We start from the raw sequence: 13,597 nt of genomic DNA, 5'->3' as shown, positions 1-13,597 counted from the left end.
ACGGGGACGCGGGCAAAGCCGCATAAAAAACTTGTCGTGCAAGCTGTGAATCCGGACACTGCTTACTTCGCCTGAAGAATCTGCACGCCGCGCCCCGGGATCGAAGCGGAGCCGCTCAGCGATTCGCCCGTCAGCAGATCGACGAAGCCGCCGCCGGTTTCGTAAGACGATGCTTCGGCGTTGTGGTTGAGCACAAACAGGAACTCTTCGCCTTCTTTGACTCTTTGCGTTACTTCCACGCCATGAGGCGTTTCCAGCAGCGGCCGGATGCCTTTGTCTTCGCAAAGCTTCTTCAGCAGAGCGTCGACAAAAGCGTCTTCCGGATCGGAAGCCACGTAGTACGCCCGACCTTCGCCGAACGCGTTGCGGGTCAGCGCCGGCATCCCCTTGTAGAAGTCGTCGCCGTATTCGGCGAGAGATTCGGCGCTCTCCGTATGAAGCAGATCGCACAGCATGCCGCATTCGTATTCGCCTTTGAGTTCGCCGAACGCATCCTTCAGCACGATCTTGTTGCGCATATCCGGGAACAGCGCGTCGATCTCTTCGACCCAGATGCCGAGCAGGTCTCGCAGCTCGCCCGGATAGCCGCCGGTCGTGACGCGGTCCGATTCGTTCACGATGCCGCTGAAGAAAGTGGTCAGGAACGTACCGCCGCTTTTGACGAAGCTTTCGAGCTTGCCGGCCGTACCCGGTTTGACCATGTACAGCACCGGAGCAATCACGATATCGTAGCGGCTGAAGTCGGAATCGACGCTCAGCAGATCGACCGGAATATTGCGTTCGTACAGCGACTTGTAATACTTGTGGATCTGATCGACGTAGTTCAGCGCGACGGTCGGTCCGCTGGACTTCTCGATCGCCCACCAGTTCTCCCAGTCGAACAGGATGCCGACTCTGGCCGGCAGGCGCGAGTCGAGCAGACGGTCGCCCAGCTCGCCGAGCTCGCGGCCTAGTTCCGACACTTCGCGGAACACGCGGGTATGCTCGTGGCCGACGTGCTCGATGACCGCGCCGTGGTATTTCTCGCAGGCGCCGACCGAGCGGCGAAGCTGGAAGAACATGACCGTATCCGCGCCGTGGGCCACCGCCTGGTAGCTCCACAGCCGCATGACGCCGGGACGCTTAAGCGAGTTGTAAGGCTGCCAGTTCTGCTGGCTTGGGGTTTGTTCCATCAGCATGAACGGTTCGCCGTCTTTGAGGCCGCGCATCAGGTCGTGCGCCATCGCCGTGAAGCTGACCGGCGTTTGCAGGCCCGGATAGTTGTCCCAGGAGACGATATCCAGCTCTTTGGCCCATTTGAAGTAATCGAGCTGCTTGAAAAAGCCCATCAGGTTGGTCGTCACGACCGAATCCGGAATATGCTTCTTGATTGCCGCGTATTCCAGCTTGTAGCAGTCCAGCATGCTGTCGGAATTGAAACGCGCGTAGTCGAGCGAAATGCCCTGGAACGTGGAATTGTTCGCGCCCCAGTGCTCGCTCAAATTGTTCGGCACGACGATCTCGTCCCAATCGTAGAACGTATGGCCCCAGAAATTCGTATTCCAGGCATGGTTCAGCCGTTCCAGCGTGCCGTAGCGTTCTCTCAGCCAGACACGGAACGCTTTCTCGCAGTTCTCGCAGTAACAATCGCCGCCGTATTCGTTGGACACATGCCAGACGAGCACCGCCGGATGGTCTTTATAGCGCTCGGCCAGACGGTCTGCAATCGCTTCCGAATACTTGCGGTAAGTCGGGCTGTTCGGACAGGAATTGTGCCGTCCGCCGAATTTGCGCTTGCGGCCGTCGGCGTCGGTACGCAGCACGTCCGGGTAGCGCTTGGCCATCCAGGCCGGATGGGCCGCCGTGCTCGTCGCCAGGCATACATAAGTGCCGTTATGATGCAGGCTGTCGATCAATTGATCGAGCCACTCGAAGTTATAGGTTGTTTCGTCCGGCTGGTTCAACGCCCAGGCAAACACATTGACGGTCGCGATGTCGATGCCTGCCAGATTAAACATGCGGAGGTCTTCGCGGCGCGTCTCCTCGTCCCACTGTTCGGGGTTGTAATCGCCGCCGTAGAAGATCTTGGGAAGCTTGCTGCTGATCATTCAAGTCACCTCGTCATATAAGAATAAGTCCATATTAACCTTTTGAATATTATTATAAAATATAATAAATTGGACGATCGGTATAAAAATAAAGAAATAATCGGGTCCGAAGGGGATGCGGCGATGAACAGCGTGAACAGACGATTTTTTACGGAATTCAAAGATTTGCCCCTGCCTCTTTACATGGAAAGCATCGGCTATAACCCGGACCAGGAAGCGGTGGGCAGAAGCGAAGGCTACAACTGCTACCACTGGCTGCAAACCGTTCGGGGCAGAGGCGAATTCTCGATGGGCGGAGCGAAATACATCCTGGAAAAAGGAGCGGGCATTCTGCTGCTTCCCGGCGAAAGCCATTCGTATTACCCGCTTGAAGACAATTGGGGTACGTTCTATATGACGTTCGGCGGCGCGCAGACGGGCGCGATGCTCGGCACGCTCGGACTGCCGGTCTCCTCGTATTACGGATGGGACGAAGGGTCGGAGCTCGCCGGCTTCGTTCCGTCCCTGCTGGAGCGGATCGCGCGCGAACGGGATCTGTCGGGACTCGGCATTTCGGTGGAAGTCTACCGCTTTTTGACGCTGCTCAAGAAAGACGGCCGGGTCAACCGCATGCCTTCGCTGTCGAATTCCGTGCGCCGGCTTGCGCCCGTGCTGGAATTCCTCGACCGCCATTACGCGGATTCCGGCATCGGGCTCGACGATATGGCGCTGCGCGCGGATATTACGCCCCGCCATCTGAACACGCTGTTCAAGCAGGCGTTCGGCATGACCGCTTACGCTTATCTGATTCTGCTTCGGCTGCGCAAAGCCAAAGAGATGATGACCCTGCATCCCCGGATGACCGTCAAGGAAGTATCCGGGCTGGTCGGCTTCCGCGACGCCAGCCATTTCGTCGCCACGTTCCGCAAGCAGGAAGGCGTGACCCCGGAGCAGTTTCGCACGCTGCATTGACCGCCAGGGAAGGAATGGGCGCGCCGGCGGCGAATGTTTGATCGTGCAAAGAATTATCGCATCGGGCAGGCTGCGCGCCGGTCCCGATCCGGATTTAAGGAGATGGATAACGAAATGAAACTGGTTCATCGCGACAAACTGCTGCTGATCGGAGACTCGGTTACCGACGCGGGGCGCGGCTATCCCGTCGGTTACGGAAACGGTCTGGGCGGCGGCTACGCGCAGCTGGTCGACGCGCTGCTGCGCACAGGCTATCCCGAATTGAATACGCTGGTGCTCAATACCGGCGTCAGCGGCAATACGGTCCGCGATTTGAAGAAGCGCTGGCAGACCGACGTGCTCGATCACAAACCGGACTGGCTGGCGATTCTGATCGGCATCAACGACGTCTGGAGGCAGTTCGACACGCCGGAATCCGTCCAGTCTTTTATCACGCCGGAAGAATACGAAGCGACCCTGCGCGAACTGCTGGACGAGGCGCAGCCCAACCTCAAAGGGCTGATCCTGCTGACGCCTTATTATATGAGCGGCCGGGAAGATCCGATGCGTTCCAAAATGGACCGCTATGGAGCGGTGATCAAGCGTCTGGCCGGCGACTACGGCGCGGAACTGGTCGATACGCAGGCGGCGTTCGACCGGATGGGGCATCATATGATCCTGTCCTCGCTCTCGAACGGCTGGGATCACGTACATCCGAATGCGGCGGGCAGCATGGTCATCGCCCGCGGGCTGCTGGACGCGCTGGACTTCGAGTGGGACCGCGGCCGGGATTGACCGCGTAATGGCGCCGCATTTCGGGTAAGAGAAGCGATAGCCGCATATTGGCCGAATGCGAACACGGAACGTCCATCCATGATCCGGAAGGAGAATTCATATGAACGAATTGAAAAGCATCAAGCCGGAACCGGTATCCGAGCATCGGGCGCTGCTGGGGGAAGGACCGAACTGGCTGGAAAGCAAAAAAGCGCTGATGTGGGTCGATATCGAAGGCAGGCAGCTGCGTTTCTTCCATCCCGAAGACAGCCGCGAAGAAGTGCACGAACTGCCGGAAAGAGCGGGAGCGGCGGTCGGCCATACCGACGATAAAGTCGTGCTGGCCGTGGAAAGCGGCTTTGCGTTCTACGATCTGAACAGCCGGAAGCTCGAACCGATCCAGGACCCGGAGAACCGCGACGACAACCGGTTCAACGACGGCAAATGCGACGCGTCCGGACGCTTCTGGGCCGGCACGATGAGTCTGGTCGGCAAAGACAAACAGGGCGGCTTCTACTGCCTGGACGGCGATTTGTCCGTCCGGCATATCTTCGGCGAAGTATCCACGTCCAACGGCCTGGGCTGGAGCCCGGACGGAACCGTGCTTTATTATATCGATACGGGCACGAAGAAGGTGCAGGCGTTCGAATTCGACGCGGACAAAGGCGAGCTGGGCGCGGAGCGGACCGTCGTTTCTTTTGAAAACGAAGAAGGCTGGCCGGACGGCATGGCGGTGGACGCCGACGGCGATCTGTGGATCGCGCATTACGGCGGAGCCCGCGTCAGCAAATGGGAACCGGTATCGGGGCGGAAAATCGGAGAAATCGCGCTGCCCGTCGACAATGTGACCTGCTGCGCGTTCGGCGGCGAGGATCTGGGCGATCTGTATATTACGACCGCGCAGGACGGATTGTCCGACGAGCGGAAAGCGCAGCAGCCGCTCGCCGGCGCGCTGTTCGTCTGCCGCCCGGGACCCAAAGGGCAGCCGGCGCATCTGTTCGGCCAAACGGCCGCCGAATAAAAGAACGATCGAAAAGACTTTCGCCCGCGCCGGCGCAAACGGCGAAGGCGGAAGTCTTTTTTTGCAGTCGCGTTCGCAAAAGCCCGATTTTACTCGCCGCCTCGTTGTGTTACGATATGAAAAGCCGATATTTGGGCGCAGCCTGACAGAACGGGAGGACAACCGGACGTGAGAGTAGTAGCGGGGGAAGCGAAGGGCAGACCCCTTAAAGCGGTGCCGGGCAGCGGAACGCGCCCGACGACCGATAAAGTGAAAGAAGCGATATTCAGCATGATCGGTCCTTTTTTCGACGGGGGAACCGCGCTGGATTTGTTTGCCGGCACCGGCGGCCTGGGCATCGAGGCGCTGAGCCGAGGAGCGCAGCGGGCGATTTTTGTTGACGCCGACGCAAAGAGTATCGAGACGGTGCGGAGCAATCTGCGCGCGACCGGCTTCGAGCCGCGCGCCGAAGTGTACCGGAACGACGCGCAAAGAGCGCTCAAAGCGCTGGCCAAGCGGGAAGCGAAGCTGGAACTGGTCTTTCTCGATCCGCCGTACCGGATGAAGAACGGAGCGGAGCTGATGCTGCGCATGGAAGAGCTTGGACTGCTGCGGCCCGGCGCCGTCATTTTGCTCGAATACGAATCTTCGTACGCGTATCCGGCCGAATTCGGCGGATTTACGGAAGACCGCAAAGCCGTTTACGGCGAAACGACCGTTTCCATCTATACGTGGAGACCGCGGCAGGGCGAACAAGCGCAGCCTGCAGAGGAGGATTAAAAGTCACCATGGAAAAAGCAAGCAAAGTCGAGCGGGTCGCCGTGTATCCCGGCAGCTTCGATCCGGTTACGCTCGGGCATATGGATATTATCCACCGCGCGGCCAAACAGTACGACCGGCTGATCGTGGCCGTGCTTAACAATTTGAGCAAAAAGCCGCTGTTTACCGTCGAGGAAAGAGCGGAGTTGCTGCGCCTGGGCACCGCCGATATGCCGAATGTGGAAGTGGATGTGTTCCGCGATCTGCTCGTCAACTATGTGGAGCAAAAAAAAGCCCAGGTCGTTGTTCGGGGCATCCGTTCGGTCACGGATTTCGAATACGAGCTGCAGATCGCCACGACCAACCGCAAACTGAACGAGAACGTGGAAACTATTTTTATGATGACCAATCCGCAGTACTCGTATTTGAGTTCGAGCGTGGTCAAAGAAATCGCCCAGTTCGACGGAGACGTAAGCGAGCTGGTCACCCCCGACGTGCAGGCGGCGCTCAAAGCGAAGCTGCACGGCCGGTAAAGAGCGGTTCCGCAAAGTTTGAAGCCGACGCAGGCCGATAAGGATTGTAAAGCTTTCATTCAAGCGCGAGGAGATGAACAACGTATGCTGCGTCCGAAAATGCCGCGGGGTCGCACCCTGGCTTATTTGCTCTGTCTGGCCCTGCTCGTTTACGTGGTGGTCTATATGCCGACTTCCTATACGATCGAGCGCCCGGGCAGCGCGGACGAAGTGAAGCCGATGGTCAGCGTGGCGGGAGGCGATCCGGAGGAAAACGGAACGTTTATGATGACGACCGTCTCGGTCGCTTACGCCAATCTGGCGCTGATGGGGCTGTCCCTGCTGGATTCCGACGCCGATATCGGCAAGCGCGACCGCGACCAGGACGACGACGAGTACCGGATTACGCAGCAGTATTATATGAATTCGTCGCAGTCTTCGGCCGTGGCGGCCGCTTATACGGAAGCCGGGATCGATTTCAGCGTCGAGACCGAATACGCGTTTATTACGACGGTGCCGAACAAAGACCCGCAGCAAAAAGAATTTATCGCGGGCGACAAAATTCTCGGCGTCGACGACAAGGCCGTATCCACGCTGGACGATCTTCGCGATATTCTGGAACCGCGCAAAGCGGGGGATACGGTCGAGGTGGAGCTGGAACGCGGCGGCAAAAAGATCGAGCAAAACGTCCGCCTGATCGAGATCGACAACGGCGACGGCACGCAGCGCACGGGCTTTGGCGTCTCCACGGGCGAAGTGCTCAGCGTCGAGCCGGACAATCCGGACGACGAGGTGGTTTTTACCCAAACGCAGGTCGGCGGACCGTCGGCGGGGCTGATGTTTACGCTGGAGATCTACAACCAGCTGACGCCGGGCGACCTGACGCGGGGTTACCGGATCGCGGGCACGGGCACGATCAAAGCCGACGGAACCGTCGGCGAGATCGGCGGCGTGCAGCACAAAGTCGTGGCCGCGCGGGAAAAAGGAGCGGAGCTGTTCTTCGTGCCGCGGGCCAATTACGAAGTCGCGAAGCACAAGCTGGAAGAAATGGATTCTTCGATGACGCTGGTGCCCGTCGACAAGCTGGAAGACGCGCTGGCGTATATCGACAAGCTGCCGGCCAAGGTTCAGAACACCGCGACCGGCGGCGAGTAATAATCGGCGTACATGTCCTTCACGGCGGCATGGGCGAACGCCGAAGCGTGAACGGCGGAAGCCCGGATATCGAGCTCCAGCTGCGGATCGGCATGATCCGCGGCGCGGACGACGACGGGCAGCTTCGCCGTTTTTTTCATGGCTTTGAGCAGCAGGCGGCCCTGCGGCGAGAAGCCCAGCACGCGGAGGTATCGCGGACCGAGGGCCAGGTTCTCGCGGCCGAACAGGGCGCCGGAGTGGTTCAGCAGCGCGTGCGCCAGCAGCCGCTGCAGGCGGGTGCGCGTATAGCGCTTGGTCTTGACCGCGGCGAGCAGGCATTCGACGCCCGGTTCCGCCAGGCGCGGCAGGGCGGCGGAAATGCGGTGCTCCAGGCCCTCGGCGGCTTCCGGCACGAGGGCCAGTTCTTCCGGCGCGCGCGTAATCAGCGCGGCGAAGAGAGGCTGCGCCAGCGCCTCCCAGCCGGCGGCCAGCAGGCGGCCGGCCTCGGCCTCGCGGCGCAGGATGCGCAGCGAGGTCTGCGGCACGTACGGGGCGGCCTCGTCCAGGCCGCCCGGTCCGCGCGCCAGCGCGGCGCGCAGCGCCGTCGCGCTGGCGATCGCCCCGCCCGCGGGCAGGCCGGCGTCGTGGTAGCCGGCCTGCTCGCGCCGCATTGTCAGCGGCGCAATGCCGCTGGCGATGCGGCGCAGCGCCAGCAGGTACTGCAATCCGAGCGTATCGTTCGGATTGCGCAGCAGGGCCGCGGCGCCTTCGGCGGAATCGCCGCCGCAGGGGACCTGCGAGGCCGCCTTCGCATAGGCGGCCGGGTAGCTCAGGCCCGCCGCGAGGGCCTGACGCAGCGCTTCGCGCATAGCCGGCGATTCCCCGCCGGCCATGCGCGAAGCCAGGGCTTCCAGCGGCTCCAGCTCGCCGCTCTCGCTGCCGAAGCACAGGCTGTCCACGACGCCGGTCGCGTCCAGCAGCGAGACCGCGCCGAAGGCAAACCATTCGGCGGGCTGGAGTGCGTACAGCACCGGCAGCTCCAGCACCAGGTCGGCGCCCGCGGCCAGCGCCATCTCCGCGCGGGCGCGCTTGGACAGCAGCGCGGGCTCGCCGCGCTGGGTGAACGGGCCGCTCATCACGGCGACCACCGCATCGGCGCCCGCAAGCTCGCGCGAGCGGTTCAAATGCAGCAGGTGGCCGTTGTGAAACGGGTTGTACTCGACGATCAATCCGACCGTTTTCATCAAAAAAACACGTCTCCTCTCTTAACAGAGCAGAAAATATATGGTAGAATAAAGCTTCGTCCGGTCTTCGGCCGCCGCTGGGCTGTCGCAGCCTGCCGGCGGCGGGACTTTGATCCGCGGAAGCGGCAAGCGTTTGTCTCCCTTTGTCTCTAGCGTACACGCGAAAATCACTTTGCGAAAGGGCGAAAGGAACCGCAAGCCCGCGCCGCGGGCCGAAAAGGCCGTAAATGAAAAATACTTGACTGACGGTTGACAAAACCGAAGTGAAGTCGATATAATAACTTTGTTTGTTTGGAGTGATGAATATGCGTCTGCATCTGCGCAGAACGATTCAAAACGGCGAACCGGTTCGTTTGACCGGCAGCGTGCCGATCGAACGATCGATCGAAGGTCGCACGGACGTGATCTCCGCTTCTCCCCTCGAGGCCGATTTGACGGCTGCGCCGTCGCTCGACGGAACGGTGGAAGTTCGCGGGACGCTTTCGGGACATTTGGATATGGTTTGCTCGCGCTGTCTGGAACCGGCGCATGTGGAACTGCGGATTCCGTTCGAAGAACGGTTCAAGCAGCGGGAAGAAGGCGAAGAGGAACTCGAAGACGACGAGGACATGCTTCTGGTGACGGAAGATACGTTCGAATTGTCGCCTTACCTCGAAGAGCACGTGACGCTCGGCGTGCCGAACGCGCCGCTGTGCAAAGAAGACTGCAAAGGGCTCTGCCAAACGTGCGGAACCAATCTGAACGAAACGGCCTGCGGCTGCGACAATACGGTAATCGACCCCCGGCTTGCCGGGCTCAAAGATTTCTTTAAGTAAGCGCACAGGTTTTCGGGCAAGGATTACATCCGGTTTCGGCCGGTTGACTTGAATAAGGAGGTGTTAAACATGGCAGTACCTCAACGGAGAACGTCCAAGACGCGCCGCGACAAGCGCCGCACGCATTTCAAGCTGGCGGTGCCGGGCATGGTGAAGTGCGAACAATGCGGAGAGCTCAAGCTGGCTCACCACGTATGCAAAGTTTGCGGAACTTACAAATCCAGAGAAGTTATTTCTCAATAATATTCTCGCGGCGGACCGCCCGGTCCGCAAGTCAAGCCCCGCCTTTTCGGCGGGGCTTTTCTTTTTGGCCCGGGCGGGCTCGCCGCCGGCGTCCGCAGACCGCCCTCTTTCTTTTTTGCAGGGAATGCTTTATACTAGCGATTAGTACCAGGTTCTAAAACCTTTTGCGGCGGACCACATAAAGAAGCGCACAAGATTGCGCGGACGCGGCGGAGACTGGGATCGACCATAAAGCTTCATATAGAAAAAGAGTTTCAAAGGGGACGCGGCCCCGGCGACTTGCCTCGATCAAATGAAACAAGTTGCCTGGGCGCGAATAAACGGATCGGTTTTACCGAATGTATCGAAACGCATGCACCGAACGGACGGCAGTACCGACGCATGCGGTTTAGCAACGGCCGGCGCGTATTTTTTCGCGCCTGCGAAGGGGGAGACCGGCATCGAACGTTTACCGAAACGTCAGCGTCAGCAGCGGCTCGTCGAGCTGATCGACGAGAATCCGTTCGTGACCGACCGGGAACTGACGCGCCGCCTCAAAGTCAGCATTCAGACGATTCGGCTCGACCGGATGGAGCTGGGGATTCCCGAACTCCGCGAGCGGATGAAGCTGATGGCGGAGCGTTCTTACGACCAGGTGCGCTCGCTGGCGGCGGAAGAAGTCATCGGCGACATTATCGATCTTCAGCTCGACCGCAGCGGCATTTCGATCTTCGAAATCCGCGAGGAGCATGTATTCACCCGGACGCAGATCGCGCGCGGACACCATATTTTCGCCCAGGCGAATTCGCTGGCCGTCGCCGTCATCAACGACGAGATCGCGCTGACCGCTTCGGCCGATCTGCGCTTCGTCCGGCCGATCCATCTCGGCGAGAAGTGCATCGCCAAAGCGTATGTGCGCACAAGTCCCGGCAAAGCCGGGCGGGCCAAGGTGGAAGTGCTCTCGTATGTCGGCGAAGAGATGGTATTTCAGGGGAACTTCATCATTTACCGGTCCGACGACAACAAGAACCGGTAACACGGCTATGGGGAGGACGCGGAAATGATTATTGCAATAGACGCCATGGGCGGCGACCACGCGCCGGAAAGCACGGCTGCGGGAGCGCTGGCCGCGGCGGCCGAATGGAGCGACGTCACGATCAAGCTGATCGGCGACGAGAGTAAGCTTGCGCCGCTGATCGGCGCCGGCAGGTCCAATCTTACGATCGTGCACGCGGGCGAGGTCATCTCGGGGGAAGACGAACCGGTCAAAGCCGTCCGTCGCAAAAAAGACGCTTCGATGGTCGTGGCGGGACGGATGGTCAAAGAAGGTCTTGCGGACGCGATGATCTCGGCCGGCAACACCGGCGCCCTGATGACGGCGGGACTGCTCGTCGTCGGGCGGATGAGCGGCGTGGAGCGCCCGGCGCTCGCGCCGATGATTCCGACGCTGGACGAGCGCGGCACGGGAACGCTCGCGCTCGATCTCGGCGCGAATATGGACGCGAAGCCGGAGCATCTGGCGCAGTACGCGCTGATGGGCAGTTTGTACCGCGAGAAAGTCGACGGCATCGAACGCCCGAGAGTCGGACTGCTGAACGTGGGCACGGAGCCCGGCAAAGGCAACGAACTGACCAAGGCGGCGTTTCCGCTGCTGTCGGAGCTGCCCGTCAACTTCGTGGGCAACGTCGAAGCGCGCGATATTCTGGACGGGGTCTGCGACGTGCTTGTCTGCGACGGCTTCGCCGGCAATATTCTGCTCAAATCGCTCGAAGGAACGGCGGGAGCGGTATTCAAGCTGCTCAAGCAGGAATTGACTTCTTCGTTCAAAGCCAAAGTGGGCGCGGCGCTCATTATGCCGCAGCTGCGGGGCCTCAGATCGAAGATGGATTATAAAGAACACGGCGGCGCGCCGCTGCTCGGACTTAACGGGCTTGTCGTCAAAGCGCACGGCTCGTCCGACGCGGAAGCGATCAAGAATGCGGTCCGCCAGTCGAGAACGGCGCTGGAACACCGGCTCGTGTCCAGTATTTCGGAAAGCATGGCGACTCTTAATCAGCAAATCAGCGGGAAGTGAGTGACATAAAGATGAAAAATTTACGGCCGGTCGGCGTCATCGGAACGGGCAAATACGTGCCGGAACGCATTTTGAACAACGCGGAACTCGAAAAAATGGTGGATACGAACGACGAATGGATCGTCAGCCGCACAGGCATCCGAGAACGGCATATCGCCGCCCCGGAACAGGCGACTTCGGATCTGGCTTACGAAGCGGCGATCAAAGCGCTGGATTCGGCCGGGCTCAAAGCCGAAGAACTCGATCTGATCGTGGTGGCGACAATCACGCCGGATACGACGTTTCCTTCGACGGCCTGCATCCTGCAGGAAAGACTCGGCGCCAAGAAAGCGGCGGCTTTCGATCTGGGCGCGGCCTGCTCGGGCTTCGTGTACAGCCTGGCGGCGGCGACCGGATTTATCCAGAACGGCATGTACAATAACGCGCTGGTCATCGGCGCCGATACGCTGTCGCGGATTACGGATTATACCGACCGCAACACCTGCGTGCTGTTCGGCGACGGAGCGGGCGCGGTGGTAATCGGCGAAGTGCCGGAAGGACGCGGGTTCCAATCGTTCGATCTGGGCGCGGAAGGCACGGGCGGCGAGCTGCTCAAGCTGCCGGCCGGCGGATCGCGCCTGCCGTCTTCGCCCGAAACGCTCGCGGCGAAGCAGCACTTTATCTATATGAGCGGACGCGAAGTGTTCAAATTCGCGGTGCGGGTCATGGGCACGGCGACCGAAGAAGTGCTGCGCAAAGCCGAAATGACCAAAGAAGACATCGATTTGTTTATCCCGCACCAGGCCAATATCCGCATTATCCAGTCCGCGATGCAGCGTCTGGACCTGTCGGAAGACCGGGTGATGATCAACGTGCAGAAGTATGCCAACACGTCGGCGGCGTCCATTCCGCTCGCGCTGGTCGAAGCGGTCGAAGAAGGCCGCGTCAAAGAAGGCGACCGCGTGGTAATGGTCGGCTTCGGCGGCGGCCTGACCTGGGGCGGAACCGCACTGATCTGGTAGAGGAGAGTTCATTTATGGGTAAAATCGCATTTATATTTCCCGGACAGGGCGCGCAGAGCGTCGGCATGGCGCGCGACGCCTACGACAAGCTGCCGGAAGCCAAAGCGCTGTTCGAAACGGCGGACCGCGCGCTCGGCTTCGAGCTGACGAAGCTCGTATTCGACGGACCGGCCGAAGAGCTGAAGCAGACGTCGAACACGCAGCCCGCGCTGCTGACGGCGAGTCTTGCGCTGCTCGAAGCGGTCAAGGCCAAAGGCATCCGGGCGGATTACGCCGCGGGCCACAGCCTGGGCGAGTACAGCGCGCTGGCCGCGGCCGGCGTGCTCTCGTTCGAAGACGCGGTCAAGACGGTTAGAGCCCGCGGACAGTTTATGGAAGAAGCGGTACCGGGCGGACGCGGCGCGATGGCGGCCGTGCTCGGCGCGGACCGCGAGAAGCTGGCCGAACTGTGCGCCGAAGTCTCGGCGGCGGGAACGACGGTCGAACCGGCCAATATGAACTGCCCGGGGCAGATCGTCGTTTCCGGTTCCGCCGAAGGCGTCGAAGCGCTGAGCGCGCGCGTCAAAGAAATCGGCGCGAAGCGGGCGATTGCGCTGGAAGTGAGCGGACCGTTCCATTCCTCGCTCATGAAGGAAGCGGCGGAGAAGCTGGGCGCCAAGCTGGCGGAAGTGAATTTTTCCGACGGCTCTCTGCCGGTGGTCGCCAATGTCGGCGCCCGCCCGGTCTCCGGCGCGGAAGACGTGCGGCAGTCGCTGATCAGCCAGGTGTACTCGCCCGTGCTGTGGGAAGACAGCGTGCAGTGGCTGATCGGCGAAGGCGTCGATACGTTCGTGGAGATCGGCCCGGGCAGCGTGCTGACCGGCCTGGTCAAGAAGATCGACAAGACCGTGCGCGTATTCAGCGTGAACAGCATGGAAAGCGCGGACGCGCTTGCCGAAGCGCTGGCTTGACCGGCTTTTGACCGGCCGGGCAAACAACGGCGGACTTTATTTCGCAAGCGCGACCGGGGGCTTGTCCGCGACAGGACGCAGGCATTGCCCGGCCG

At 60.7% G+C, this 13,597-nt stretch carries 14 protein-coding genes; 12 read left to right on the top strand and 2 right to left on the bottom strand.

Annotated features, from left to right (window positions below; genetic code table 11):
- Positions 1-62 precede the first annotated feature (62 nt).
- Positions 63-2,087, bottom strand: a complete 2,025-nt coding sequence (locus tag QWJ34_RS13335) for a beta-galactosidase (RefSeq protein WP_302728474.1) — start codon at positions 2,085-2,087, stop codon at positions 63-65.
- 123 nt (positions 2,088-2,210) lie between these two features.
- On the opposite strand from QWJ34_RS13335, the gene QWJ34_RS13330 reads away from it, so the two are divergent.
- The 6 genes from QWJ34_RS13330 to QWJ34_RS13305 all read left to right on the top strand — a co-directional run bounded on the left by QWJ34_RS13330 (position 2,211) and on the right by QWJ34_RS13305 (position 7,217).
- Entirely contained in the window at positions 2,211-3,038 is an 828-nt protein-coding gene (locus QWJ34_RS13330) for an AraC family transcriptional regulator (RefSeq protein WP_302728472.1), read from the top strand.
- A gap of 114 nt (positions 3,039-3,152) precedes the next feature.
- Positions 3,153-3,812, top strand: a complete 660-nt coding sequence (locus QWJ34_RS13325; protein WP_302728471.1) for an SGNH/GDSL hydrolase family protein — start codon at positions 3,153-3,155, stop codon at positions 3,810-3,812.
- 100 nt (positions 3,813-3,912) lie between these two features.
- The gene (locus tag QWJ34_RS13320; RefSeq protein ID WP_302728470.1) at positions 3,913-4,812 is read left to right on the top strand and encodes an SMP-30/gluconolactonase/LRE family protein; all 900 of its coding nucleotides are present in this window, start codon (positions 3,913-3,915) and stop codon (positions 4,810-4,812) included.
- 168 nt (positions 4,813-4,980) lie between these two features.
- Positions 4,981-5,571 carry a 16S rRNA (guanine(966)-N(2))-methyltransferase RsmD gene (rsmD, locus tag QWJ34_RS13315; RefSeq protein WP_302728469.1) on the top strand — a complete coding sequence of 197 codons (591 nt, stop codon included), beginning with the start codon at positions 4,981-4,983 and terminating at the stop codon, positions 5,569-5,571.
- Positions 5,572-5,579: 8 nt separating this feature from the next.
- Positions 5,580-6,083, top strand: coding sequence for a pantetheine-phosphate adenylyltransferase (coaD, locus tag QWJ34_RS13310; protein WP_302728467.1), 504 nt, complete (start codon positions 5,580-5,582; stop codon positions 6,081-6,083).
- An 84-nt stretch (positions 6,084-6,167) separates the two neighbouring features.
- Positions 6,168-7,217 (top strand): SepM family pheromone-processing serine protease, encoded by a 1,050-nt coding sequence (locus tag QWJ34_RS13305; protein WP_302728465.1) that lies wholly within the window; start codon positions 6,168-6,170, stop codon positions 7,215-7,217.
- Here the strand turns inward: QWJ34_RS13305 and QWJ34_RS13300 are convergent.
- Positions 7,190-8,440 carry a nucleotidyltransferase gene (locus QWJ34_RS13300; protein ID WP_302728806.1) on the bottom strand — a complete coding sequence of 417 codons (1,251 nt, stop codon included), beginning with the start codon at positions 8,438-8,440 and terminating at the stop codon, positions 7,190-7,192. The genes QWJ34_RS13305 and QWJ34_RS13300 overlap by 28 nt on opposite strands.
- 305 nt (positions 8,441-8,745) lie before the next feature.
- On the opposite strand from QWJ34_RS13300, the gene QWJ34_RS13295 reads away from it, so the two are divergent.
- From QWJ34_RS13295 to fabD, 6 genes are all read left to right on the top strand, one after another.
- A complete protein-coding gene (locus QWJ34_RS13295) occupies positions 8,746-9,255 on the top strand; it encodes a YceD family protein (RefSeq protein WP_302728463.1) in 510 nt (169 codons plus the stop codon).
- Between the two features lie 69 nt (positions 9,256-9,324).
- A complete protein-coding gene (rpmF, locus tag QWJ34_RS13290; protein WP_018975076.1) occupies positions 9,325-9,498 on the top strand; it encodes a 50S ribosomal protein L32 in 174 nt (57 codons plus the stop codon).
- 352 nt (positions 9,499-9,850) lie between these two features.
- Positions 9,851-10,513 (top strand): transcription factor FapR, encoded by a 663-nt coding sequence (gene fapR / locus QWJ34_RS13285; RefSeq protein ID WP_302728460.1) that lies wholly within the window; start codon positions 9,851-9,853, stop codon positions 10,511-10,513.
- Between the two features lie 24 nt (positions 10,514-10,537).
- Positions 10,538-11,551, top strand: coding sequence for a phosphate acyltransferase PlsX (gene plsX / locus QWJ34_RS13280; protein WP_302728458.1), 1,014 nt, complete (start codon positions 10,538-10,540; stop codon positions 11,549-11,551).
- An 11-nt stretch (positions 11,552-11,562) separates the two neighbouring features.
- Entirely contained in the window at positions 11,563-12,552 is a 990-nt protein-coding gene (locus tag QWJ34_RS13275) for a beta-ketoacyl-ACP synthase III (RefSeq protein WP_302728456.1), read from the top strand.
- A 14-nt stretch (positions 12,553-12,566) separates the two neighbouring features.
- A complete protein-coding gene (gene fabD, locus QWJ34_RS13270; RefSeq protein ID WP_302728454.1) occupies positions 12,567-13,502 on the top strand; it encodes an ACP S-malonyltransferase in 936 nt (311 codons plus the stop codon).
- Positions 13,503-13,597: the final 95 nt, after the last annotated feature.

The organism is Saccharibacillus sp. CPCC 101409 (assembly GCF_030518235.1).
Taxonomy (GTDB): domain Bacteria; phylum Bacillota; class Bacilli; order Paenibacillales; family Paenibacillaceae; genus Saccharibacillus.
The sequence above is the reverse complement of the archived record's forward strand: the minus strand, read 5'-3'. Positions and strand labels throughout refer to the sequence as shown.